Raw genomic sequence first — 25323 nt, 5'->3', positions numbered from 1 at the left:
AGCCAGGGAGGGGGTCACGTGAGATCAACGCTCATCGCGGTGGCGGTGGCCGCCGGATCGGTCACCACCGCGACAACGGCCACAGCCGCCGTGAGTCCGGAGCCACCGGCGATCATCCAGACAGCGACCAACGAGTACCAGCACTTCTTCGTCGACAACGACGCCGTCGGGATCTACGGCGTGTCCGAGGGACAACTCCGGTATCGCGGACAGGTCGCGTTCGGCGGCGAGTTCTCCCCGTGGGAGAACCTCGGTGGCAGCGAGCTGAGCGGCCGTCCGACGCTCACCCACGACCGTGAGATCGTCCGCGGCGCCCAGCTGACGGTCCGCCAAGGCGCCGGCGCCGCCGTGTACCAGCACTACGCGGACAATCCGCCGAACAACAGGTTCATCAACCGGGGCGGCTCGATCGCCGGCACCCATCTGGTGAGCGCGAGGGACGCGCGGCGGGGCACCCGGCTGTTCGCCACGACCCCGGACGGCCAGGTCGTGACCAACGGCTTCGGGAACCTCGAGTGGGCGTCTCTGAACAACCCGAAGACCGGCCTTCCGCCGACCGCCGCGTTCGACGAGGTGCGAGAAGGCTCGGACGTCGTGATCCGTGCCGCCGACGGTCACGGACCAGGCCGGCGCGACTCATCTGTGCGGCCTCGACGCACTGGGCAACGACACGGGCTGCCGGGTGCTGCGCTGAGGGCGACGCGGCCACCGTCTCGCTTCGAGTCCCGGAACGCCTCGAAGGCGATCACGGTGGCCGTCTTGCCGCACTACGACAGGAACCCGCCGTACAGTCCATTCCGGATCGCGTTCTTCTGCTGCTCGTTGAAATGCGTGTTCGGGTAGTTGTAGAACGACGCGGACATCGGTGTGCCGTCGGTGAACGACGAGTCGGGCAGGCCGAACGCGTGGCCCAGCTCGTGCACCATGCCGCCGTACCACCGGTTCATCGGCCCGTTGACGCCCGCCGCGCCGTCGGCGTCGTGGCCGGAGAGGATCACCCAGCCGTTGCCGCCGCCTCCGCCCGCGCCCGGTCCCTCCGCGCTGATCTCGCCGACGTTGAGCCACCGCCGGTCCGGGTCGCGGAGGTTCATCTTGCGCAGCAACTCCTGCTGCATGTTGAACACGGCCCACCAGTAGCGGTCGCCGCCGTTGGGGGTGTTCTCGTACCAGCTCCGGTCGTGGTCACCGGTGACGACCTCGACCACGGGACTGTTGAGCTGGAACGTTTTCCCGAGTTCCTGTTTGTAGTAGCGCTGGGCTTCCCGCACGACTTTGGCGATGCCGTCCGGGTAGCGCTGGTCGTACTGGACGTCGTAGGGCCGCAACCAGTAGACGCGCACGGTCTTCTCCGGGGGCGCCGAGGCCACGTCCGCCGCTGCCTGCGGGGCCATCGCGAGAAGCAACCCGATCACCGTCAGCAGGACCGTTCGAATGCGTCCGCGCGAAAACTTTTCGTAGTTGACCATTCTTCGGAACGTATTCTTCGAATAATCGTTCGACAAATGGAGAATTCTGTCGAATTAATGGAACGAGTGGACGGACAGGTGTCCGCTACGCTGGCGGCATGCCTGCGCGACCCGACACCGGCCCCGACTTCATCGAGGCGCTCGCGCGCGGCCTGGAAGTGATCCGCGCGTTCCAGCCGCGGCGTCCTGTGATGGCGCTGAGCGAGGTCGCGTCGCTGACCGGACTGGCGCGGCCGACCGCGCGGCGCATTCTGCTCACGCTGGTGGAGCTCGGCTACGCGCGGCAGAGCGAGAACGGGTTCGCGCTCACGCCCCGCGTGCTCGAGCTGGGTGTGGCGTACGTGCGGTCGACCGGGTTGTGGGAGGTGGCGCGGCCGCACATGGAACGGCTCGGCGCTCGTACCAACGAGTCCGTGTCGATCGCGCAGCTCGACGGGTCGGACATCGTCTACGTGGCACGGGTGGCGGTGCCGAAGATCGTCACGCTGTCCGTGCAGATCGGGACCAAGTTCCCGGCCTTGCCGACGTCCCTGGGCAAAGTGCAGCTAGCCGCTCTGCCGGCCCAGGAGCTGGAGGCGGTGCTCGCGCAGCCGACGCGGTCGGGCCTCACGCCGCGGTGGCAGCCCGACCCGGCCGAGCGCGACGCCGAACTGCGGGACGTGCGGGCGCGCGGGTGGGCGATGACGGACCAGCAGCTCGCACCGGGCATCCGGTCGGTCGCGGCGCCGTTGCGGGACGGCAACGGCACGGTCATCGCCGGGATCAACGTCAACTGCCACGCGTCCGAGACGTCGATCGAGGTCATGGTCGAGCACCACCTGCCGCTGTTGCTGCAGGCCGCCGGGGACATCAGCGCCGACTTCGCCCGCTTGGGCACGGTGCCGCACGTCGTTGTCGCTTGACGCCTGACCGGAGAAGGTTGAGGATTCAACGGACACCTGTCCGCATGCCGGTCGAGGAGGTCCCCGATGGTCGGCGAACGACGTCCTGTTGTCCTGAGAAACGGCACCGTTCTGACGATGAACGGAACGCACGAGGTGCTCGCCGACCACGACGTCCTCGTCGTGGAAGATCGAATTTCCGCGATCGGGCCTCGATTGCAGGTCCCGGAAGGCACCGAGGAGGTCGACGCGTCCGGCGGCATCGTGATGCCGGGGATGATCGACACACACCGGCACATGTGGCAGACCGCGATGCGCGGTTACGGCGCCGACTGGACCCTCACGCAGTACTTCGTCTGGTACTACCTGGAGTGGGGCAAGGTCTTCCGGCCGCAGGACATCCACGCCGGCAACCTGCTCGCCGCGGCCGAGGCACTCGACGCCGGTGTCACCACGACCGTCGACTGGTCGCACGGGCTGCAGACCACCGAGCACGCCGACGCCGCCGCCGACGCGCTGGAGGCGGTGCCCGGCCGGTTCGTGCTGGCGTACGGGAACATCCAGGACTCCCCCGCGTCCTGGACGGCGAAGCGCGAGTTCAACGACTTCATCTACCGCCGCATCACCGGCAACGACATGCTCGGTTTCCAACTGGCGTTCGACGTCACCGGCGACCCGGCGTTCCCGGAGAAGCCCGCGTTCGAGGTGGCACGCGAACTCGGCATTCCGGTGACCACCCACGCCGGCGTGTGGGGCGCGACGAACGACGACGGCATCAGGCTGATGTACGACAACGGGTTCATGACCCCGCAGACCATCTACGTGCACGCCGCGACGCTGTCCGCCGACTCCTACCACCGCATCGCCGCGACCGGCGGGTCGATCTCCGTGTCGACCGAGAGCGAGCAGAGCGCGGGCCAGGGTTACCCGCCCACCTGGGCGATCCGGGAGCACGGCATCCCGGTGTCGCTGTCGATGGACACCTCCGTGTGGTGGAGCGGCGACCTGTTCACCGCGATGCGCTCCACATTGGGCGCCGACCGCGCGCGTGAGCACATGGCCGCGCACGCTCGCAACGACACCGTCACGCACTCGTCGCTGCGGGCCGAGCACGTCGTGGAGTGGGCGACGATGGGCGGCGCACGCGCGTTGGGGCGTGACGACCTCGGCAGCATCGAGGTCGGCAAGAAGGCGGACCTGGTTCTGCTGCGCAACGAGAACTCGCCCGCCATGTTCCCGATCCTCAACCCGTACGGGCACGTGGCCTTCCAGGCGCAACGGTCCGATGTGGACACGGTGATCGTCGACGGCCGCATCGTGAAGCGCGACCACCGGCTCGTCGGTGTTGACCTGAAAGCGATCCGCGAGCAGGTCGAGCAGACCGTCGAGCACCTGCGCGAACAGCTCGGCGACGAAGCGTGGGAGAAGGGCATGAACCCGGACATCCCGGCCTCGAAGGTGCTGGACAACCCCTACACGTACACGGAGTACCGCGGCGACACCAGGACGTCCGTCTGATGGGGCCACTCGACGGCCTGCTCGTCGCCGACTTCTCCCGCGTGCTGGCGGGCCCGTACGCGACCATGCTGCTCGCCGACATGGGCGCGTCGGTCGTCAAGGTCGAGGGCCCCGCCGGCGACGAGACGCGGACGTGGATGCCGCCCGTGAGGGACGACGTCTCGACCTACTACCTCGGGATCAACCGCGGCAAGCGGTCCATCGCCCTGGATCTGCGCGACGAGAACGACGTCGTGCTGGCCCGTGAGCTCGCCCGGCGCGCGGACGTGCTGATCGAGAACTTCAAACCGGGCGGGCTGGCCAAGTACGGCCTCGACCACGCCTCGGTGAGCGCCTCGAACCCGCGGGTGGTCTACGCGTCGATCACCGGGTTCGGCTCGGGCGAGGGCAGGCACGTTCCCGGCTACGACCTGATGGTGCAGGCGATCTCCGGGCTCATGAGCCTCACCGGCGACCCGGACGGGCCGCCGTACCGCGCGGGCATCTCCGTTTTCGACGTCATGGCGGGCAACCACGCCGTGATCGGCATCCTCGCGGCACTGCGGCACCGCGACGCCACCGGACAGGGCCAGCTCGTCGAGGTGAACCTGCTGTCGTCGGCGTTGACGGGTTTGGTGAACCACAGCTCGGCGTTCGTCGCGGGTGGCGTCGTGCCGTTCCGGATGGGCAACGCGCACCCGAGCGTCTTTCCCTACGAACCACTGCCGACCGCCGACAACGACCTGATCGTCGCGGCGGCCAACGACGGCCAGTTCCGCAAGCTGTGCGAGGTGCTCGGGCTGCCCGAGGTGCCGGACGACCCGCGGTTCGCCCGCAACGCCGACCGCACCCGCAACCGCGAGGAACTGCGGCCGCTGCTGCTCGACCGCCTGCGCACTCGCGGCGCGGTGGAGTGGTTCGACCTGCTCGTCGCGGCGGGTGTGCCGTGCGGGCCGATCAACACGATCGACGGCGGGTTCGCGATGGCCGAGCGGTTCGGGCTCGATCCGGTCGTCGAGGTCGGGGGCATGCCGACGACCCGGCACCCGATCCGGTTCTCCCAGACGCCGGCGGTGTACGAGCTGCCACCGCCGGGGCTGGACGAGCACGGCGAGGAACTGCGTGCCTGGCTGAAGGAAGAGGGCCACGGTGGCTGAGGCCTACGAGACCGCGCTCGGCGCGTCCACCCCCGACACCATCACCCTGCTGGGCCACGACCTCGCCCGCGACGTCATGGGCACCGTCGGCTTCGGTGAGCTGGCGTTCTGGCTGGCCACCCAGCGCAGGCCGGGCCCCGGCGAGACCAGGCTGTTCGAGGCCGTCCTGGCCGCGCTCGCCGACCACGGCTTCACGCCGACCGCGATCGTCAGCCGTCTCACCTACCTCTCCGCCCCCGACTCGGTCCAGGGCGCGCTGGCGGCCGGACTCCTCGGTGGTGGCTCGCGTTTCCTGGGCGTCACCGAGGACTGCGGCCGTTTCCTGCACGACGTCGTGAGCACCACCGAACCACCCGCGACCGACGACGGCTGGGACGCGCTGGCCCTGGAAACCGTGAAGGCACAAGGCAAAGCGCGCATCCCCGGACTGGGCCACCACGTGCACAAGAACGGCGACCCGCGCACCCCGCGCCTGTTCCAGATCGCGGCCGAGGAGAACCTGGTGGGCCCGCACCTGTCGCTGTTCGCCGCGATCGGCCGCGTCCACCCGCAGGTCCTGGGCAAAACCCTGCCGCTCAACGGCGCCGGAACGTGCGGCGCGGTGCTCGCGGACCTCGGCCTGCCCCTGGAACTCCTGCGCGGCTTCGCGTTGCTCGCCCGCACCGCCGGGTTGATCGGCCAGCTCGCCGAGGAGCTGCGCAACCCCGTCGCCAACCAGATCTTCCTGTCCGTGGACTCGAACACGCGGTCCGTCGCGCCGCTGGAGGAATGAGCAATGCAGCTGGTCACCGAGGACAACATCACCGAACTGGCGCAACAGCGCTGGGCCACCGCGAAGGACCCGCGCACCGCCCAGCTGATCACCGCGCTCGTCCGGCACCTGCACGACTTCGCCCGCGAGGTCAGGCTCACCGAGGCCGAGTGGATGGCCGCCATCGGGTGGCTCACCGCGACCGGTCAGATCAGCGACGACAAGCGCGAGGAGTTCATCCTCGCCTCCGACGTGCTCGGCCTGAGCATGCTGGTGGTGCAGATGAACCACCGCTTCGACCCGAGCGCCACCCCGGCCACCGTGCTCGGGCCGTTCCACATCGACGGCTCCCCCGAGCTGGACTTCGGCGGCGACATGTCCGACGACGTCGCCGGAACTCCGCTCTACCTCACCGGAACCGTCCGCTCGCTCGACGGCACCGCGGTGCCCGCCGTGCTGGACGTCTGGCAGGCCGACGCCGACGGCGCCTACGAGGCTCAGCTCTCCGACGTCGACGAAGCACGGCTGCGCGCCAAGTACCGGGCCCGCGAGGACGGCTCGTACTGCGTGCGCACGATCGCGCCGAAGGGCTACTCGATCCCGATGGACGGTCCCGTCGGCGCACTGATCAGCCAGACCGAGATCAGCCACTTCCGTCCCGCGCACGTCCACTTCCTGGTCACCGCCGAGGGCCACGAGCCGCTGATCACGCACCTGTTCGAGGAGGGCGCCGAGTACCTCGACAGCGACGTCGTCTTCGGCACCAAGCAGGAGCTGGTCGTCGCCTTCGAACCGCGCGAGCCCGGCCCCACCCCGGACGGCGGTACGTCCGCGGTCCCGTGGCTGCAAGCCCGCTACGACTTCGTGCTGCAGCCATGCGCGCCGCACTGATCGAACAACTGGGCCAGCCGCCGTCGCTGGCCTCGCGCGACAAGCCGGCCGTCCTCGCGGACCACGTGGTCGTCGACGTCCTCGCCGCCCCGATCATGCCGCTCGACCTGTTGTGCGCCACGGGAACCTCGTACTTCGGCTCCCCCGAGACGCCCTACATCCCCGGAGTGCAGGGAATCGGGACGGTCGGCGGACGCGCCGTGTGGTTCCCCACCGTCGCCGGAATGGCCGCGGGCGACGGCAGCATGGCCGAGAAGGCGCTGGCGCGGCAGGAAGATCTGGTCTTCCTGCCGGACGACGTGCCCACGGAGGCCATGGCCGCCCTCGGCCTGTCCGCCGTCGCCGCGCACATGGCGCTGACGTGGCGCGGCGAGCTCAAGCCCGGCGAGTGCGTCGTGGTCCTCGGCTGCGGCGCGGTCGGGCAGGCCGCGATCCAGCTCGCCCGTGCGGCGGGCGCCGGACGTGTCGTGGCCGCGGCCCGGTCCGCCCAGGCCCGCGACCGCGCGACGCGAGCGGGCGCCGACGCCGTGATCGCCCTGGACGCCGACGACCTCGCCGGACAGTTCCGCGAGGCCGCACCGGACGCCGACCTCCTGCTCGACCCGCTCTTCGGCCCTCCCGCCGCCGCGGCCGCGCAGGCTCTGCGTCCCGGCGGGCGATGGGTGAACCTCGGCGGCTCGGCGGGCGAAACGTGCCCGATCACGTCGTCCACCCTGCGCAGCCGGTCGCTGCGGTTGTCCGGCTACACCAACAACGAGCTCAGCACGCACCAACGGGCAGAGGCCATCTCGACCGTCGCTCACCTGGCCGCGCAGGGCGCGCTGACCGTCGACCACGAGGTCGTGAAGCTCGCCGACGTCACGAACGCGTGGCGCCGTCAGGCAGAGGGCGCCACGCGTGGACGGATCGTGCTCGTTCCGCAGTGAGTTCGTCTCACCTGCTCGCGGTGCGGGTCCTTCGCCACGCGATCACGATGAACGCGATCAGGCCGAACAACGGGATCGTGCTGATGGCCCAGGACAACCCCATCGGCGGGCCGGGCTGGTCCATCACCTGGAGGTTCTTCAGCTCACCGGTCGCGGGACCGGCCGGACCGTCGATGTCGAACTTGAAGGTCCACGTGCCCGGTTCGGGCATGGCGTGGATGTCCAGGCCCCAGACCTCGCGCTTGCGGGGATGGCGTGCGAGCGGGGAGTCGTCGACCTCGTCCTGACCGTAGAACATGGTCAGGGTGCCCTTCTTGTTCGCGATGCCGTCCTCGGGCGCGAACGTGAAGTCCAGTGACTGCATGGCTTTCACGGGCCACGTGCTGAAGCCGACGGTCAGGTTGTACGGCCCCGCCTGCACGTTCTCGGTGTGGACGACGTTCACCGGCTCGAACGCCAGTGACGGGGTGGCGAGGCCGAGCAGCAGCGCGGCCGTGCCCAGCAGTCCCAGCAACGTTTTACGCATGGTTGTCTTCCTTTGCTGGTGCGAGCTGGCGCAGCATGTGGCCGAACCGCCGGCCGAGCTGGGCGGCGAGAGCGCCCAGCACCGCGGCGACGACGATGGTGGCGAGATACCTGCCGGTCACGTGGAAGGGCGCGCCGTAGGTGAGCAGGCGCTGGATCGGTGCGCAGGCCGCGATGAGCGCGCCGCCGACCGCACCGGGGACCCACACGGGCAGCTTGTGCAGCAGTTCCACCGCGACCGCAACCACGACCAGGCACATCGGGATCATGTTGGGCATCGCGGGGATGCCGTCGACGTAGTCGCGCAACGGCAGGCCGGTCGCGTCCGCGTAGACCTCGGCCGCCCACGGCGAGAACCACCAGAACAAGGCCTGCAGCACCGCGACGCCCACGCCGACGGCGAGCGCGCCGCCGCGCCGGTTCAGCACGTGCGCCGCCATGAAAAGGATCATCACCGAGAAGAACGCCGTGCCCACCGAGACCGGGTTGAAGAGCGTGCCGGGCGCCGCGCGCAGGCCGAGCGAGGTCACCATGCTGAACACGAGCAGCGCGGAGGCGGACACGATCACGCCGTACAGCCCCCAGCGCTGGTCACGCGCCACCGCGAAGACCATGACCGCGCCGACCATCGTGATCGAGATCGACAGCAGCAGGCCGATGTGCGGCGGGGAGTCGATCACGGCGTCGAAGCCGTACAGGCCGTGCCACCACTGGTCCCACAGGCCGTAGACCAGGAACAGGGCCGCGCCGGTGCCCGAGATCAGGTAGCCGACGGGTGCGGCGAACGTGCGGCCGAAGACGCCGACCGCGCGGCCGCCGACGATCGGGTCGACGTCCCTGTCGCGCTTGGCGTTCGCGGTCGTCATCAGCACGACCACGAGGCTCGCCAGGCCCGAGACCGCGCTGCCCGCGTACAGGAACAGGTGCGGCATCGTGAAGAACGTGTCGGGCCCGACGTCCGAGTGCCACTGGATGTCCCAGGTCAGGCCGATGAGCGAGAGCAGGGTGCCGCCGAGCACGATGCTCGCCGGGACCAGCCCCCTCGGCACCGACCTCGTTGTTGGTGCAACCGCCGTGATGTCCACTGGCGATCCTCCCCCTTCAGGTGAGCAGCAGCGGGATGACGACCCGCTCCGCGCTGAGTGACACGGTGATTTCCCATTGCCCGGCCATGAACAGGCCGACGTCGCCGACCCGGTAGTGGCCGGGTTCGAGCGGCCCCGCGGTGATCGGGGCGATCGCGTGGCCCATCTGCGGCATCGCGGGTTCGACGACGACTTCGCCGCCCCGCGCGGGATTCCCCTCGAGATCCGTGATCCGCAGGTCGAACGAGTTGACGCCGCTCTTCGTGCTCGCGGGCGTGAGCACGAACCGGTGCCGCGCGCTTTCGGCCAGATGTGGTTGTGCCTCCACGGTTCGAGGCCAGAACACCACCAGCGCGCCGATGATCGCGATCATCGCGGCGATGCCGCCCAGCACGTGACGCTTCATTTCCCGGCCACCCCCTTCGCCGGCACGTCGACCACGGCGGGAACCGTGGCGATCTCGTAGTTCCGTTCGGCCTGGATCCACACGAGGTACTTGCCGGGCAACGGGAACGAGTAGGTGAACGGCACCTTCGGCCCGAACGCGGCGACGCTCTCGTCCGGCTTGTCGGGCATGCCCGGTAACGGTGGGATCATCGAGTGCACGTGGGCCCAGATCGGTGCGTTCACCGGGCTGCCGGTGACCGGGCCGACGACGATCATGTGCCCGAGCATGCCCAGCCACGGCTGGAGATCCCGCCCGCCGAAGTCCGCGGTGATCGTGCTCGGCCTGCCCGCTTCCCGGATCTCCGTTGCCAGCCCGGCTTTTCCGTCGTTCGGACGCGCGGTGGTCCCGGCGACGTCGACCTGCGACCGCAGCAGCTGCACTCCCCCGCCGCGCCTCGCGATCTCCGCGGCGATCGCGTGCGTGCCCTGTTCCGGAGCTTGGAGGCGGGCGCGGTACTCGCCGGGAGCCGTGCGGATCGGGTGCAGGTGACGCAGACTCCCGGACGGCGACACGACCACGAGGTGGATGAACGCGCTGTCGTGCACCAGCAGGTCGTCCACCGGCCTGCCCGATGACCCATCTGTCAGACTCAGCACGAGGTCGTTGCCGACCATGCTGGGCACCAGGTTCACCGGCGGACGCGAGAAGTCCACTATGGACGTTCGCTGGTAGGGATCGTTGATGTTGTCGAACGTCGGATCCAGCTGCGTGCCCGGCGCCGCGACCGGCGGGATGCTCGGTGACAGCAACGCCGCGGTGGCCGCGACCGCGATCGCCGCCACCATGCCCCCAGTGGGAACCAGGGCGAGGCCCGGCTTGCCGGACACCGCGAACAGCAACGCCAAGAACAACAACACGCCCGCCGCGATGAACCCGCCGTAGGTCGCGTTCTCCCACGGCGACGGCACCAGCGCCGGGACGACGAACGGAATCGTCGCCTCGTCGACCGCCAACTCCCACGGCCCGGACCGGTCCACCCGCACGATGCCTGAGTAGAACCCGGGCTTCTCGCCCAGAACGACCTTCGCCGAACTGGTCTCGGCGCCCGCGGCCCGTGCGGTCAGGGTGATCTCGCCCGGCGGCGAACCGGCGTGCGTCACCACGTCGACGTGCACCGGACCGGGCACCTCCGCGACCCGCCGGATGATCACCGTGAGGTCGCGGTCGCCGAGGGTCTGCGCGACGTGGACGTCCGCGCCGGTCAGGGCACCGTCGGCCAGCGCCGGGGCCACGATCCCGAGGATCGCCCCCAGCGTCAGCAGCAAGATCGCACCACTTCGCTTCATCGTGGCCGAACGTATCGATCATGGCTCCGGAAAGCGTCACTGTCGCGGCGGAAATCGCGTCCCCCGCGCGGGGGACTTCCGACCCCTGCGAAGAAGGACGTGCTCAGGGTCGGGATGCGGCAAGATTCTGCAGCGATGTATCCGATCAAGCTGTCACTGAAGCACCAGTCGTGGCTGGTCGCCGGCACGTGCATGGTCGCGGACGGCGGCTTCGTGCTGCTCAACCGCTGTTCGCCGGCGCAGACCGCCGCCGTGCTCGCGATGACCCTGGCGGTGAACGCGTTGCTGGCCGGTCCCTCCAAGTCGGCGGCCTGGGTCGCGGCACTGCAGGCGGCCGTCCCGTTGATCGTCCTGGTGACCATCGGCGACCGGATCCACGCCAACGAGGCGGGCCTGCTGATCGCTGGCTACCGCGCGGGCGCCTGGTTGCGCGGCGGTCCGGCGTGGGCCTCGCTCGGGGTGATCGCCGCGAGCTCGTTCGTCTGCCCGTACGCGATGGGCACAGACGTGGTGCGGTCTTTGCTCGTGGTGGCGAAGATCGCGGTGCTGCCGTGGCTCGTCGGCCGCTACACCACCGCCCGCCGCGCCTACATCGCCGAGCTGGAAAAGCGTTCCGCCGTCGAGCAAGCGGACGCGCAGGCCGCCGTCAGCAAGGCCATCACCGAGGAGCGCAGCGCGATCGCCCGCGACCTGCACGACGTGATCGTGCACCACGTCAGCGCCATCGGCTTGCACGCCGGCGCCGCTCGCCTGGGCCTGACCAACGGCGACACGAAGCTGGCCGGGTCGCTGCGGTCGGTCGAGACCTCCAGCCGCGCGGCCATGGTGGACCTGCGGCACCTGCTCGACCTGCTGCACGGCGACAAGTCGGAAGGCGCCCGCCAGCCGGGTCTCGACAATCTCGACGAGTTGTTCGAGGGAGTGCGCGCGGCGGGCATGCCGGCGCGTCTGGAGGTACGTGGACAACAACGCGACGTGCCGGAGTCGTTGGACATCACCGTCTACCGGATCATCCAGGAGATGCTCACGAACGCCCTGCGTCACGGCCACACGTCCGGTGTCACCGTGACGCTGGAGTACGGCGTGGACTCGCTCACGATCAGCGCGTCGAACCTGGCGGGGTCGGGCAACGGCCACTCCGGTTCGGTGCGCCGCGGCCTGGTGGGGATCCGCAACCGCGCGGGCATGTTCGCGGGGATGACCACGTCCGGCCTCGAACCGGACGGCCGCACCTGGCGCACCGTCGTCACGTTCCCGCTGGAGGCGTCATGACCCTGACGGTGCTGCTGGCCGACGACCACGCGATGCTGCGCTCCGGCATGCGCGCGATCTTCGAGACCCAGCCCGACCTCCGCTGCGTGGCCGAGGTGGCCGACGGCCGCGCCGCCGTGGCCGAGGTGGCCCGTCTGCGCCCCGACGTGGCCGTGCTCGACATCCGCATGCCCAAGCTCGACGGCCTCGACGCCACCGAGATGATCCTCGCCGACCCCGCGAACCGCACCAAGGTCCTGCTGCTGACCACCTACGACAGCGACGAGTACGTCTACCGCGCCCTGAACGCCGGGGCCAGCGGGTTCCTGCTCAAGTCGCTGCCGCCCGAGGAGCTGATCTCCGCGGTCCGGGTGGCGGCCCGCGGCGACGCCCTGATCGACCCGTCCGTGACGCAGCGGCTGATCGCGCGGTTCGCGGTGAGCCTCGCGCCTCCGCCGACGCCGCCGGAGTTCGAGCTGCTCACCGCGCGGGAACGGGAGGTGCTGCAACTGGTGGCGGCGGCGTACAGCAACGCCGAGATCGCGGCTCAGCTGCACGTCGGGGACGAGACGGTGAAGACGCACGTGTCGCGCGTGCTGGCCAAGCTCGGGTTGCGGGACCGGGTGCACGCCGTCGCCTACGCGCACGTCAACGGCCTGGTGCCTCCGCGTTCTGCTCGGTGAACAGGTCGATCACGACCTGCGGGGTGTCGTCCCCGAACAGGCTCTTGAGCAGGTCCTCGTCCGCCATCGGTGTTTCCACGCGGGTGAACATGGCCTGCTCGTAGTCGGCGAGCGCGGCCTCGACGTCGGAGTGCCCGGCCAGAGCGGCGCCGAGCTCCGCGCCGTCGAGCATGGCCTGGTTGGCTCCTTCGCCGTCCGGAGCCTTCAGGTGCGCGGCGTCACCGACCAGCGTCACACCGGGCACGCGCTCCCACCGCAGGCCGGGCGGCAACGTGTAGTGGGGCCGCCAGACCGGGGTCGTGTCGCTGTCGGTGATCAACGCCAGCAGCTCGGGTGCCCAGCCGTCGAACTCGCGCGCGACGACCGCGGCGTCCGTGACGTCGTGGGCGGCGAACCAGTCCAGCGGCTCGTCGAAGATCACGTAGGAGTGCAGGGTGTCGCCGGCCTCGCGATGGGCGTTGATCCCCTTGCCCTTCGCCGGGGCGATCATCGTGCCGCCGCCGACCGCCTTCGCCGCGCCGGGGTGCCTGGTGCCGGCGTCGAACAGATAGGTCTCGACGAACGACGTCCCGGCGTACTCGGGCGTGGCGTCCGTGAGCAGTGGCCGGATCCGCGACCACGCGCCGTCCGCGCCGACCAGCAGGCTCGTGACGGTCCTCGTGCCGTTGGTGAACTCCACGTGGTGCAGGCCTTCGGCGACGGTGCGCGCGCTGCTGACCTTGTGGCCCCACCGGATCGTGCCGTCCGGGAGCGAGTCGATCAGCAGCTGCCGCAGGTCGCCGCGCTGGACCTCGGGACGGCCGCCGGTGCCGTCGTCGGCCTTGTCGAACAGGACGGTGCCGTCGCGGCCGATGATGCGCATCGCCTCGCGGCCTTCCAGGACCAGGCCGCGGAACTCGTCCATCAGACCGGCCGCCTCGACGGCGAGCTGGCCGTTGTAGTCGTGGATGTCGAGCATTCCGCCCTGCAGACGGGACTGCGGGGACGGCTCGGCCTCGTAGACGGTGGCCTGGATGCCGTGGACGTGCAGCACGCGAGCGAGGGTGAGACCGCCGAGACCGGCGCCGATGATCGTGACGTGACTGTGCATGGGGACAGGCTGGCGTGAGCCACTGGCACAGAACGCACACGACGCTGGCACCGGTCCGGCGGCCCCTGTCAGCGAGTCGGTCCGACCCCTAGAACGAACCGACTCGCCACCGGGTCACCCGCAGTACGGCGTCGGGCTCTCCCAGACCGAGTTCCCGTGCCTGCCACCCCAGATGACGCACGGCGCCGGCACCCTCACCGGACCCGCGTAGTAGCGGTAGAAACCGTCGTCGATCGCTGCCTGTCCGATCCACGCGGCGGTCCGCGTCGCGGTGCCGCGGGAAGCCGTCTTGATGGTGGTGACGCACTTCCGGTTGTTCGACGCCTTCGACAGGTAGACGGTCGCGCCACTGATGGCGTGGGACGCGGCGCGCGTGTAGCCGGAACCGCAGAGTGCTTCGGGCGATTCGACCGTGATGCCGACGTCGGACGCGTTGGCCGGCGTGGCGAGCACGGTGCCCGCCAGCGCCAGTGCCGCACCGATCACGGCCACCCCGCCGGACTTCACAAGTTTCCGCATGTTCCTGGAATCCCCTCTCGTGACGCGAACCGGTGTTCGCTGATCCATGTCTACGAGCGGCGAGGTTGTCCCGGAGCCCCCGAAGCGTCGGGACAACCCGGTGCGGGACAACGCGGGTCTCGGACAAACCCGAGGTCAGGCGGGCGGGCACGGTGGCGCGTAAGGGACGTCGGGCAGGTGGGCGCGCCATTCCCGCTCGGTGATCGGGTCGCCGACGCCGGTGCAGATCGCGGTGACGACGGCGTTCTCGTCGGTGCGCCACAGCCGCAGCCGCCGGTCGCTTCCGCCCGTCACGAGCAGGTCGCCGGCCGGGTGGAACACCGCGGTGTTGAGCGGAGACGGGCCCGCCGACAGCACGGCGGTGCGGACCGGGTTCGCCGGGTCGGACACGTTCCACAGCCACGTCGAACCGTCGATGACGCTGGCCGCCAGCAGGTCGCCGCGCGGCTGGAAGGCGAGCTCGAAGATCCGTCCGGCCGGGCCGCTGATCGGCTGCCCGATCCGCACGGGCTCGTCCCTGACGTCCCACAGCACCACGACGCTGTCGACCCCCGCGATGGCGAGCATCTCGCCGGACTGGCTGAACTCGGCGCTGTAGACGTAGCTGTCCAGGCCTTCGAGCCGCGCCCGCAGGTGGGGCGGGCCGGTGAAGTCGAACAGGTACACGTCGCTGTCGGCACTCGCGACGGCGAGCAGCGTGCCGTCGTTGTTCCAGTCGAGGTCGAGCACCACCTCGCGCGGAGCGTCGAGCACGCTGACCAGCCGCGGCTCCTTGCCGGTCACGTCCCAGACCCGGATCGACGAGTCGTACCCGCCTGCTGCGAGCTTCGAGCGGTCCGGGCTGAACGCCACCGCGACGACCTGCTCCTGGGAACCACCGAGCCGGGCACGCAGCCTGGGGCGCTCAGGGTCGGAGACGTCGAGCAGCTGGACCTCGCCGCCGATCGTGCCCGCCGCGAGCAGGTTGCCGTCGCCCGACAGGTCACCGGCCCCGCTGAACACCGCGTCGGCGCCGGTGAGCGTGCCCGTCAACGGTGCCGGATCGGCGGGATTCGTGGTGTTCCACAAGGTGACGCCCCCTTCCGCGAACACGGCGAGCCGTCGGCCGCTGGCGTTGAACCGCGTGTCGAAGATCGGTGCGTTCGCCCGCCGGGGCAGCGCGGTGTCGAGCTTCCACACACGAGCGGCGCCGTCGGTCGCGGCGGACATGATCGACTCGCCGTTGTCGCTGAACACCGCCCACGTCACGACGTCGGGGTGATTGAGCACCTCGACCGTTGCCCACGTGGTCGTGTCCAGCACACGCAGCGTCGAGTCGGCACTGCCCACGACCAGATGGGCGCCGTCCGGGCTGAACGCCGTCGTCGTGATCTTGAGGTCGAACAGGTCGGTGAGCGACCTGGCCGGCACGGGAGCGGTCGGGGTGGAGATGTCCCACGACCGCAAGGCGCGGTCCAGCGACCCCGCCACGAGCACCCGTCCGTCAGGCGAGAACGAGAGCGCGGGAACGGCGCGGTCACCAGCGTCCAGCACGGCCAGCTCCGCAGCGTTCTCGGTGGCCCGCCACAGATGCACGCCGCCGGACTGCGTGCCGAACGCCAGCAGTCCCCCACTGCCGTAGACGACGGTCTTGGTCTTCGCAGGGGCGGGCAACGGTGCGAGCGGCCTGGGGTTCGCGGGATCGCTGATCGTCCACCGCAGGATCCCGTCACCGCCCGCCGCGGCGAGCTGACCGCCGGTCGGGTCGATGTCGAGCCGTTCGATCGGGCCAGCACCCGCGTGGATCGGCACGGCCAGCCGGCGAGGGTTACGCGGATCGGAGACGTCCCACAGCGTGATGGTCGACTGCATGTCACCGATGGCGAGCGTGCGCGCGTCGGGTGACAACGCCAGTGCGTAGACCATGGGACCCTTCGCGGCGCCAGGTTCCCAGGGCTCGATCACGCCGGTCCGGGTCAGGTGGTCGCCGGACTTGGTGAGCAGGCGGACCGACCCGTTCGTCGCGTCGCTGACCGCGACCAGCGCGCCGTCGGCGGACGCGTCCAGCGCGGTCGGGCCCGCGCCGCCGAGATACCTGGCCGGGACGGGTGCGCTGGCGTGCTTGAGGAGTTCGGATCTGGCCTCGTCGGTCTGCGCGATCCGGTAGCCCGCGATCGCGAGCTGGGCGGCGAGGCCGGGGTCGGTGGCCCGCAGTGTCGCGGCGGTCAGGGCGGTCTGGCGGGACAGGGCGTTGTCGCGGGCGGTCAACGCGTCGGTGCGGGCGGTGCTGGCGACGACCGCGAGCACACCGGCCACCAACGCCAACACGACCGCAACGGCCGTCACCACGCGCAGTCTGTTCGTTCGCCTTCTGGCTGACGCCGCGGCACGTTTGGTCTGCGCGACGCTCTCCTGGAGGAACTCCCGCTCGACCTGGCTGAGGCGGAACGGCGCGGTCCCGGAGACGGCGTACGAGCACATCGTCGCCAACCTGGTCCCGGTGGCCAGCGCCGCGGGATCCCGGACGCCGTCCGACCAACTCCTGGCGGCCTCGGTGATCGTCCGGTGGACCTGCAGCGCCTCGCGATGGTCGTTGATCCACTCGCACATCCTCGGCCAGGCCGTGAGCACCGAACCGTGCGCGATCTCGGCGGTGTCCCGGTCGACGACGACGAGCCGTGCGTTCGCGAGGTGGTCGATCACCTGGCCCGCGTCGGGGTCGACGTCGAGCAGCGTGGCCAGGTCCAGGCGGCGAAGCGTGACGGCCCCGGTCTCCTCGTCCACCGCGAGCAACCTCAGCAGCAGCCCGGCGGCCAGCCGCTGCCCCACGGCGTCGAGCTCGCGGTAGGCGGCCTCTGCCATCTGCGCCACCGCACAGCCGATCCCGCCGGCCGCCGTGAATCCGGCCAGCGTCAGCACTTCGCCGCGTCGCCGCTGCCATGTCTCCAGCAGGGCGTGCGACAGCAACGGCAGTGCGCCGACCTGTCCGTTGGCCTCGTTCAGGATCGTCACCGACAACGCGCGTTCGACCGACAGCCCGACTGCCAGCGCGGGCTTGGTGATCGCGGCGTTCAGCGCGTCCTGGTCCATCGGGCCGACGACCACCTGTGGGTACTCGGCCAGCCGTGCGGCGAAGTCGGCGCGCACGCACAGCAGCACCCGATCCCGCGCGAGGATCCGATCGAGGACCTCCCTCGCGTCGCTCCGCGCGTACAGCTCCTCGACCTGGTCGACGACGAGCAGGCCGGCCGAGTCGGGCAGGCACTCACCCGGCTTGATCACGACCGGTCGCAGGCTCGGGCACAACGCGGGCAGCACACCCGCCATCAGCAGCGAGGTCTTGCCCGACCCGGAAGGCCCGCACAGCACCGTGACCCGCTGAGCCGACACCTGGCGCACCACCTCGGCCACCAGCTGGTCGCGGCCGAAGAAAAGATCAGCGTCCTCGGTGCGGAAACTCCGCAGACCCCGATACGGCGGCCGATCCCTGCCCTGCGGACACCGCGACTCGGCGGCGGTGAGCGCGGCCGCACGCCATTTCGCTTTCCACTCCTCCTCGTCACCGCCACAGGCCATCGCATACGCGAGCGCGACGTCCAGCGTCGGCAGCCGCCGCCCGCCCGCCGCCTCGGACAACGTTGTCACCGCATAGCCGCTGCGCTCCGCGAGTTGCCGGTAGGTCACCTTGCCCGCTCTGCGCCTGAGCTCCCGCAGTTCCCCCGCGAACCGTTGTACCGCACCGTCGTCCGGATCCAGTGGCCGTTCTGGTCGAGGCATCACTCACCCCCGCAAGTCCATTCCCCTTGCCACGGAATAAAAATCTCCGAGGCACCCCTGAACTGTCGGACACGGTAGCCAATGAATGGACGCCCTCACCACCTTTGGGCGATTCCGAAAATCTTGCCGTGCGCACTGGAATTCGTCAGGGGCGGCGGAAAATCGTGATGGAGTGACCGACCTCGTCGATCGGCGTGCTGCTCGCGACCAGTGCTGCCAGCCGGTCGTCCGCCTTGGCGATCGCGGTGTCCGAGACGACGAGCAATCCGCGCACCTCGTCCGGGCGCGCATTTCGCGGGTCCGCGGCGTCGATGCCGTAATACGACGGCACACCCGCGCCCTTGTACACGAGCCAGATCCGCTCGCCCGGATGGCGTTCCCGCAGCCGGTCCGCCAGCCGCCCGAGGTCCTGGCCCCAGTCGACGTTCGAGTCGTGCAGATGCAGGTGCGTCTGCGAGGGCCCGCCGAACGCCTCGTTGGAGTACGGCAGGTAGTAGGGAAACGTCCGCAACGAGCTCATGGCAACGAATGCGACGAGACCCGCCACCACGAAGTGCGCCCACCGCTGACGTACGACAACGACTGCCCCGGCCGCGACCGCCAGGAACATCGGCATGAAGATCGCGTACCGGACGCCGAGATCACGACTGCCCGTCATCGCGGCGGCCAGCAGAACAGCCGTGGGAGCGAGCACGTACGGAGCCGCCGTGCGCTGCCAACGCACCATCACGACCGCACCGGCGATCCACAGCACCAGTGCACCCAACGGCGTCTTCACGAGCAGCGCGGCCGGCACGTAATACCAGTGCGAACCCTCGTAGTGCATGCCGAACAGGAATCCGCCCCACACCCGGTTTTCCAGACCGAACTGGACGCCCATCCCGTGCAGATACAGCCCGGGGAACGGCGATAGCGGATCCACGGCGAGATAAGAAGCCCACACAACGACAACCGCGATCAGCCCGACGAGCGCAGCCGCCTTCAAACGCGCGTGCTGCACGGACATCGCGGCCAACAACAACACCACCGGAACTGCGGCCAGCGCACTCATCTTCGTGGCCACCGCCGCGCCCAGGGCAAGGCCCGCCAAAGGCAGATGAACAGCACGGGACCTGGCCCGCCACAACAACCAGACCGAGGTCAGCAGGAAACCGGCGGCAGGCACATCAAGTGTTGCCAACGAGCCGTGCGCGATCACATCCGGTGAGAGCGCATACAGAGCGAGGGCGACCAACCCACCGACAGGCCCGAACAGGTCGCGCGCGAACAGGAACACGACCAGCCCGAACAACAGCGTCAGCACGATCATCGGCAGCCGCGCCAGCAGAAGCAGCGTCGCGGGATCGTTGCCCGACTCGTACAGCACGTGCCGCCCGAGCTCCGTCTGGTCTCCGGCGAACCGCGGATCGAGCCGGACGTCCGCGAACGCCAGCCCGGTCGCCATGATCAGCTTGCCCAGCGGCGGGTGCTCCGGGTTGTACCGCAGGCTGTGCTGCTGCAGCTGGACCACCGCCGCACCCACGTACACCGGTTCGTCGATGGTCGGAGTCTGCTGCACCGCCGCCACGACCATCGCGACCGCCATCTGCGCGAGCAGCACGACCACGACCCAGCCCGAAGCCGTCCGTCGGCGGTCCTCGGTGGACGTCTGTCTGATGGCTTCGAGCACCACACTCATGGAACGGGAGTGCCCGGCCGTTCGGTTGTCATGCGTGCCGCAAACGCAGCAGTTCGGCTCGCGCGTAGGCGACTCGACGAGTCTCGTGCCCACCCGCCAGTGCCAGTTCACGGGCGAGGTCACCGGCGGCTTCGAGCAGATGCCGCGCCTTCCGCCTGTCGCGCACCAGCTTCCGGAACGCCCTGCGGTCCCTGCGCAGCCCGCTGACGGCGGTGAGCAGCGCCGGGTCGACCACGCCCGCCTCGGCTTCCGGCCCGAGCAGGTCGCGAATCCAGGCCCGCTCCTGCCTCGCCGCGTGGCGCAGGACGTAGAACAACGTCCAGAGCTCGACGGCCGCGATCAGGAACGGCAGCGCGATCGACAACAGCGCCCTGCCTCCGGCGATGCCCGCCATGTCGTCCCACGCGAAGTGGAAGACCATCGCGGCCAGCATCGTCACCAGGCCCCGAACCACCTTGCGATCACCCGGCGTCCGCCCGAGCACCCACATCAGCCCGGCGCAGAAGATCGCGCTGAACAACGCGTGCGAGACGACCCCGAACGCGCCGCGGATCAGGAAGATCTGCAGCGACGAACCGAGCTGGTCGACGCCGAACGACTGCGCCGCGCCGTTGTAGACGTAGAGCACGTCCTCGAACACCTGGAACCCCAGGCCGATGAACGCCCCGATGATGAACCCGTCGTAAGCACTGCGCACCAGCCTCGGCGCCAGCCCGATCAGCAGCACCAGCCCGAGCGCCTTGCCGAACTCCTCGTTGACCGGCGCGGTGAGCCCGGCGCCCCAGTCCGCGGCGAACTGGGTGCCGCCGACCTTCGCCCAGATCTCCAGCAGCGCGGAGTTGGCGGGCAGCGCGATCCAGAACGTCGCGGCCACACCACCCCAGACGAACCCGGTGGCGAGCAGCCCGCCGGGTTGCGCGGTGTACCGGTTGTGGTGCCGCAGGAGCAGCAGCCACGGAATCAGGTACAGCCCGAACAACAACACTCCGCCGGTCAACGCCGGACGGTAGAAGTCAGCACCAGGCCCGAAATAGCGGAACAACGCGAGCCCGCCGCCACCAACACCCACCGCGTACACCCAGAACGCGAGGTTGCCCGGCTGGAACAACCGGAACGGCTGCCCCCACCCGGACTGGTCGATGGCCACGAGCTGCGCGGTCCTGGCGGCGGTCATCGCCCCGCTCCCGGCGTGATGGAGCGCAGCACCGCGCCCACGGTGTCCTGGTAGCGCTCGAACTGCCCCGGCGCGGTCCGCACCCGCACGAGCAACGCGACCGCACCGGACATCTTGAACGCCACCAGCAACGTGTCCCCACTGGGCGAACTGCTGCTCAGCGCAACCCCGACCAGTCCCCCGTCGGTCGTCACGGACCCACGCGCACCATCCACCCCAGGACTGCCCTGCGACCGCAACACCTGGTCGAGGAACGCGTCGGCGTTCCCGGCGAACGACGCCCCGCGCAGCCCGATCGTCGCACCGCCCGTCGCCAGGTCGACCTGCAGGCTCGCCGGCGCCGCACCCGTCAGCGTGCCGTTCTCGAGCTGCCACCCCACCGGCGGCACCGCGGTCGCGCCGTCGCCGAGATCCAGCACGTCGCCGGCCCTGATCTCGTTGTGCCACGGGATCGTGGCGTTGAGAACCGGCAGTCCGTAGGCGAGCACGAGGGCGACGGCCAGGGCGATCAGCGCGGGCCGGAACGTGCGGCGGTCGAGGCCGAGGAAGCGGTGTTCGACGGACACCCATTCCCGTGGTTGCTCGGTCATCACCAGATCACCTGACCACATGGGGCGGGATCCGGCTCGCCGAGGCCACCTGGTGAGCCTCGCGAAGGAGTGGCAGGGCCTTCGCGCGGGCAGCAATCTGGTTGCACGGACGAGGATCTCCCAGCACACCCGCGTTCCCGCGCCAGCCGATGGCTCAGCGAGTACGACGGCCGCCCGTCCCGCGACACGCTGTGCGATCCGGCGTCCCCCGAAAGCCGTTCCCCGACCCGGTGGACGCCGCGAACCGGTCCCCGAAAGCCTATGCAACTGAAACGTGTTCTAGTTATGCTTCTCCGCATGATCGCCGCTGTGGTGTGGGGAACGGGAAACGTCGGTCGCGCCGCGATCCGGGCCGTCGAGGCCCATCCGGCGCTGAAGCTGACGGCCGTGGTCGTCAACAACCCGGAGAAGGTCGGGCGGGACGCGGGCGCGCTGGCCGGGCTCGACGTCGAACTCGGGGTCGCAGCCACCGATGACGTCGACGCTGTGCTCGCCGCGAGTCCCGGTGCCGTGGTGTACGCGGCGTCCGGCGACGTCCGGCCCGACGACGCCCTCGCCGACATCACCAAGGCGATCAGGGCCGGCGCGGTCGTCGTCACGCCGTCGCTGTACGCGCTCTACGACCACCGCAGTGCGCCGGCGGAGTTGCGAGAACCGGTTCTAGCCGCGATCGCCGAGGGCGGGGGCTCGCTGTTCGTCTCCGGCGTCGATCCCGGCTGGGGCAACGACGTGCTGCCGTTGCTGATCAGCGGACTGGGCAGCGAGATCGACGCGATCCGCTGCCAGGAGATCTTCGACTACTCGACCTACGACCAGCCCGACGCGGTCCGGTGGCTGATCGGCATGGGACAGCCGCTCGACTACCAGGCGCCGATGCTCATGCCGACGGTGCCGACCATGGTGTGGGGCGGGCAGATCCGGCTGATGGCCCGCGCGCTGGGCGTCGAGGTCGACGAGATCCGCGAGACCGTCGACCGGCGCGCCCTGGACGCCACGGTGACGACGCGGACCATGGGCGAGTTCGAGGCGGGCACGCAGGGCGCGATCCGGTTCGAGGTGCAGGGCGTCGTCGGCGGCGAACCGCTCATCGTCATCGAGCACGTCACGCGCATCCACGCCTCCTGCGCGACGGACTGGCCCATGCCGCCGTCCGGGGACGGCGCACACAAGGTGATCATCGAAGGACGTCCGCGGATCGAGGTCTCCGTCGAGGCCACCGACGAGGGCGAGAACCGGTCCGCGGGCGGCAACGCGACCGCGGTCGGCCGTCTGGTGAACGCCATCGACTGGCTCGTCGAGGCGGAGCCCGGACTCTACGACGCGCTCGACATCCCGCTGCGACCCGCCGCTGGCAAGCTCGGAAGGACCTCGCGATGAACCTCGACATCCCGGAAGGCAAGGACCCGATCGCCTACGTGTGGGGCGAAATGGTGCCCGGAATCGGTGTCGCCGCAGCGAACTTCTCGCTCGCGGTCTACTCCCACACGACGCTCGGGCTGCGCGAGTTCGAGGCCGCACGGCTGCGGATCGCGCAGATCAACGGGTGCATGTTCTGCATGGACTGGCGGACCGAACGCGAGGGCGAGAGGGTCGAGGAGGGGTTCCTCGACGCGGTGACCCAGTGGCGCACCACCGACGCTTTCGACGACCGCGCGAGGCTGGCCGCGGAATACGCCGAGCGGTACGCACTGGATCACCACGGTCTCGACGAGGAGTTCTGGTCTCGCATGACCGTGCACTACAGCCAGGTGGAGATCGCGGAGCTGAGCATGTGCATCGGTTCCTGGCTCGCGTTCGGCAGGCTGAACCACGTACTGGGCCTCGACGCGATGTGCGTGCTGCCGAAGTTCTGAGAAGTCCACAGAGGACTCACAGATCCTGAGCGATGATCCTCTCGATGTTCCGCTCGGCCAGCGCGGTGATCGTCACGAACGGGTTCACGGTGGTGAGTCCGGGAATCAGCGAACCGTCCATCACGTACAGACCGCTGTACCCGTGCAGGCGGCCGTAGTTGTCGGTGGCCTTGTTCAGCACGGCGCCGCCCAGCGGGTGGTACGTGAGGTGGTCGCCCCAGGTCTTGTAGACCCCGAAGAGGTCGGTCCGGTAGATCGTCCCCTCCTTCGCGTTGATCTTGTCGAAGATGGACTTGGCCGCGTTGATGGACGTCTGCTTCCACGCCGTCTGCCAGCTCAGGTCCACCTTGCCCGCGGCGGCGTTCCAGGAGAACTGGGCGCGGTTAGGCGTCCTGGTGATCGACAGGTAGAACGAGGCGTAGGTCTCGATGCCCGTCGGCAACGGGGCCACCTCGGCGAACGCGCCGCCCGCCGCCCAGTTGTCGATGCCGGCGGTCGGGATGGACGACTGCAGCGCACCGGTCGGGTCCCACAGGTGGTTGGCGCGACCGACCATGACGTTGCCGTTGTCACCCCAGCCCTGGCCGACCTCGCCGTTCAGGTTCGGCAGGGATCCGGTCGACTTGAGCTTCACCAGCAGCTTGCTCGTGCCGACGCTGCCCGCCGCGAAGAACACCTTGGCCGCCGTGACGGACTTGGTCGCGATCGTGGTGCCCGTGGTGTTCAGCTGCTCCATGGTGACCGTGTAGCCGCCACCGGACGCCGGTACGACCGAGGTGACCCGGTGCAGCGGGGAGATCGTGACGCGGCCGGTCGCCCTGATCTTCGGCAGGTAGGTCTTCTGCAGGGACTTCTTGCCGTAGTTGTTGCCGTAGAGGATCTCGCCGGCCAGCGCCGACTTGGTAGCCGTGCCGTCCGCCTCCTGCTTCATGTAGTTCCAGTCGTACACGTTGGGCACGTAGACGAACGGGAAACCGGACCGCTGCGCGTGTTTGCGGCCGACCCTGGCGTACTGGTAGGCCGGGGTGGCGTCGAACCAAGCGGGGTCGATCAGCGTGACCCCGAGCTCGGCGTTGGCGCGCGGGTAGTAGACGTTGTACATCTCGTCGGGGTTGACGGTCGGCAGGACCTCGCCGAAGAACTCGCGCCGGGGCGTGACCGCCATGCCGCCGTTGACGAGTGACCCGCCGCCGACGCCGCGGCCCTGGTAGACGGTGATGCCGCTGAACTCCTCGGCGTCGAGGATTCCCGTGTAGCGCGGGATGTCCTTGTCGATCGGGAAGCCCAGGAAGTTGCTCAGCGGCTGTTTCGTCCTGGTGCGAAGCCAGAACGACCGTTGGTCCGGGGTGGTGGTGTTGGCGAAGATCTTGCCGTCCGGGCCGGGGGTGTCCCAGGCCATGCCCATCTCGACCATCTGGACGTCGACGCCGGCCTCGGCGAGGCGCAGGGCCGTCACGCACCCGCCGTAGCCGGTGCCGATCACGAGGGCGGGGACGGTGGCCGCATCGGCGATCGACGCGGCCGCCTGTGCGGTCGAGGACAGGCCACCGAGGGCCACGGCCCCCAGAATAGAACCTGTTCCAGTAATGAACGTGCGCCGAGAAGGGCCTTTGGAACCGTTGTCACACCTCATTGTGTGGGCCATGTGATCTTCCTCACTCTAGCCGTATGAGAACAAGTTATACCTGCGCCGGTCAGCCAAGTCACTACCTGGCAGTTCCGGTTCTCTGGGCCGGTGAGGTGAAAGGTCTCCTGCTGGAGGGGGATTGCGGCGGGGTCCCGCGGTCGGCGGCGGACTGATCCACTTCACGAAAGT

23 protein-coding genes are annotated in these 25323 nt (G+C 69.6%); 11 read left to right on the top strand and 12 right to left on the bottom strand.

What is annotated here, in order from left to right:
* The first annotated feature begins 18 nt into the window (after nt 1–18).
* Nucleotides 19–843, top strand: coding sequence for a hypothetical protein (locus ABZ345_RS02450; protein WP_359842112.1), 825 nt, complete (start codon nt 19–21; stop codon nt 841–843).
* Here ABZ345_RS02450 and ABZ345_RS02445 read toward each other — a convergent pair.
* Nucleotides 768–1466 carry a hypothetical protein gene (locus tag ABZ345_RS02445; protein WP_359842110.1) on the bottom strand — a complete coding sequence of 233 codons (699 nt, stop codon included), beginning with the start codon at nt 1464–1466 and terminating at the stop codon, nt 768–770. The genes ABZ345_RS02450 and ABZ345_RS02445 overlap by 76 nt on opposite strands.
* A 98-nt stretch (nt 1467–1564) precedes the next feature.
* Here ABZ345_RS02445 and ABZ345_RS02440 point away from each other — a divergent pair, with 98 nt between their 5' ends.
* From ABZ345_RS02440 to ABZ345_RS02415, 6 genes are all read left to right on the top strand, one after another.
* The gene (locus ABZ345_RS02440; RefSeq protein WP_359842108.1) at nt 1565–2368 is read left to right on the top strand and encodes an IclR family transcriptional regulator C-terminal domain-containing protein; all 804 of its coding nucleotides are present in this window, start codon (nt 1565–1567) and stop codon (nt 2366–2368) included.
* 66 nt (nt 2369–2434) lie between these two features.
* A complete protein-coding gene (locus ABZ345_RS02435; RefSeq protein WP_359842106.1) occupies nt 2435–3865 on the top strand; it encodes an amidohydrolase family protein in 1431 nt (476 codons plus the stop codon).
* Entirely contained in the window at nt 3865–5001 is a 1137-nt protein-coding gene (locus tag ABZ345_RS02430; protein ID WP_359842104.1) for a CoA transferase, read from the top strand. Before ABZ345_RS02435 ends, ABZ345_RS02430 begins: the two co-directional genes overlap by 1 nt.
* Nucleotides 4994–5773, top strand: a complete 780-nt coding sequence (locus ABZ345_RS02425) for a citryl-CoA lyase (protein WP_359842103.1) — start codon at nt 4994–4996, stop codon at nt 5771–5773. Before ABZ345_RS02430 ends, ABZ345_RS02425 begins: the two co-directional genes overlap by 8 nt.
* A gap of 3 nt (nt 5774–5776) precedes the next feature.
* On the top strand, nt 5777–6643 hold the full coding sequence (locus tag ABZ345_RS02420; RefSeq protein WP_359842102.1) for a dioxygenase: 867 nt from the start codon (nt 5777–5779) through the stop codon (nt 6641–6643).
* Entirely contained in the window at nt 6628–7569 is a 942-nt protein-coding gene (locus tag ABZ345_RS02415) for a zinc-binding alcohol dehydrogenase family protein (protein ID WP_359842100.1), read from the top strand. The genes ABZ345_RS02420 and ABZ345_RS02415 overlap by 16 nt, the downstream gene beginning before the upstream one ends.
* A gap of 7 nt (nt 7570–7576) precedes the next feature.
* Here the strand turns inward: ABZ345_RS02415 and ABZ345_RS02410 are convergent, their stop codons facing one another.
* The 4 genes from ABZ345_RS02410 to ABZ345_RS02395 are packed head-to-tail and all read right to left on the bottom strand — an operon-like array spanning nt 7577 to nt 10913.
* Nucleotides 7577–8095: a hypothetical protein gene (locus ABZ345_RS02410; protein ID WP_359842098.1), complete on the bottom strand. Its 519-nt coding sequence runs from the start codon at nt 8093–8095 to the stop codon at nt 7577–7579.
* Nucleotides 8088–9143, bottom strand: coding sequence for a hypothetical protein (locus ABZ345_RS02405; protein ID WP_359842096.1), 1056 nt, complete (start codon nt 9141–9143; stop codon nt 8088–8090). Before ABZ345_RS02405 ends, ABZ345_RS02410 begins: the two co-directional genes overlap by 8 nt.
* Before the next feature lie 52 nt (nt 9144–9195).
* A complete protein-coding gene (locus tag ABZ345_RS02400) occupies nt 9196–9585 on the bottom strand; it encodes a FixH family protein (RefSeq protein WP_359842094.1) in 390 nt (129 codons plus the stop codon).
* Nucleotides 9582–10913: a hypothetical protein gene (locus ABZ345_RS02395; RefSeq protein ID WP_359842092.1), complete on the bottom strand. Its 1332-nt coding sequence runs from the start codon at nt 10911–10913 to the stop codon at nt 9582–9584. Before ABZ345_RS02395 ends, ABZ345_RS02400 begins: the two co-directional genes overlap by 4 nt.
* A 135-nt stretch (nt 10914–11048) precedes the next feature.
* On the opposite strand from ABZ345_RS02395, the gene ABZ345_RS02390 reads away from it, so the two are divergent.
* A complete protein-coding gene (locus ABZ345_RS02390; RefSeq protein ID WP_359842090.1) occupies nt 11049–12185 on the top strand; it encodes a histidine kinase in 1137 nt (378 codons plus the stop codon).
* On the top strand, nt 12182–12847 hold the full coding sequence (locus ABZ345_RS02385; RefSeq protein WP_359842088.1) for a response regulator transcription factor: 666 nt from the start codon (nt 12182–12184) through the stop codon (nt 12845–12847). Before ABZ345_RS02390 ends, ABZ345_RS02385 begins: the two co-directional genes overlap by 4 nt.
* On the opposite strand, the gene ABZ345_RS02380 is transcribed toward ABZ345_RS02385, so the two are convergent.
* The 6 genes from ABZ345_RS02380 to ABZ345_RS02355 form a co-directional block, all read right to left on the bottom strand.
* Nucleotides 12813–13937, bottom strand: coding sequence for an NAD(P)/FAD-dependent oxidoreductase (locus ABZ345_RS02380; RefSeq protein ID WP_359842086.1), 1125 nt, complete (start codon nt 13935–13937; stop codon nt 12813–12815). The two genes, ABZ345_RS02385 and ABZ345_RS02380, sit on opposite strands and share 35 nt — an antisense overlap.
* Before the next feature lie 114 nt (nt 13938–14051).
* Entirely contained in the window at nt 14052–14456 is a 405-nt protein-coding gene (locus tag ABZ345_RS02375) for a hypothetical protein (protein ID WP_359842084.1), read from the bottom strand.
* Nucleotides 14457–14591: 135 nt separating this feature from the next.
* On the bottom strand, nt 14592–18212 hold the full coding sequence (locus tag ABZ345_RS02370; protein WP_359842082.1) for a helix-turn-helix domain-containing protein: 3621 nt from the start codon (nt 18210–18212) through the stop codon (nt 14592–14594).
* 145 nt (nt 18213–18357) lie between these two features.
* A complete protein-coding gene (locus tag ABZ345_RS02365; RefSeq protein ID WP_359842080.1) occupies nt 18358–19890 on the bottom strand; it encodes a phospholipid carrier-dependent glycosyltransferase in 1533 nt (510 codons plus the stop codon).
* 28 nt (nt 19891–19918) lie between these two features.
* A complete protein-coding gene (locus ABZ345_RS02360; RefSeq protein ID WP_359842078.1) occupies nt 19919–21064 on the bottom strand; it encodes a PrsW family intramembrane metalloprotease in 1146 nt (381 codons plus the stop codon).
* Nucleotides 21061–21654 carry a hypothetical protein gene (locus ABZ345_RS02355; protein WP_359842077.1) on the bottom strand — a complete coding sequence of 198 codons (594 nt, stop codon included), beginning with the start codon at nt 21652–21654 and terminating at the stop codon, nt 21061–21063. Before ABZ345_RS02355 ends, ABZ345_RS02360 begins: the two co-directional genes overlap by 4 nt.
* 297 nt (nt 21655–21951) lie before the next feature.
* On the opposite strand from ABZ345_RS02355, the gene ABZ345_RS02350 reads away from it, so the two are divergent.
* On the top strand, nt 21952–23031 hold the full coding sequence (locus tag ABZ345_RS02350) for a dihydrodipicolinate reductase (protein ID WP_359842075.1): 1080 nt from the start codon (nt 21952–21954) through the stop codon (nt 23029–23031).
* Complete coding sequence (locus ABZ345_RS02345) at nt 23028–23507, top strand: carboxymuconolactone decarboxylase family protein (protein ID WP_359842073.1); 480 nt, start codon at nt 23028–23030, stop codon at nt 23505–23507. Before ABZ345_RS02350 ends, ABZ345_RS02345 begins: the two co-directional genes overlap by 4 nt.
* A 16-nt stretch (nt 23508–23523) precedes the next feature.
* On the opposite strand, the gene ABZ345_RS02340 is transcribed toward ABZ345_RS02345, so the two are convergent.
* Nucleotides 23524–25074 (bottom strand): GMC oxidoreductase, encoded by a 1551-nt coding sequence (locus ABZ345_RS02340; protein ID WP_359842248.1) that lies wholly within the window; start codon nt 25072–25074, stop codon nt 23524–23526.
* Nucleotides 25075–25323: the final 249 nt, after the last annotated feature.

Source organism: Lentzea sp. NPDC005914 (assembly GCF_040629405.1).
Lineage (GTDB): Bacteria > Actinomycetota > Actinomycetes > Mycobacteriales > Pseudonocardiaceae > Lentzea.
This window is presented reverse-complemented; position numbering and strand designations above follow the sequence as displayed.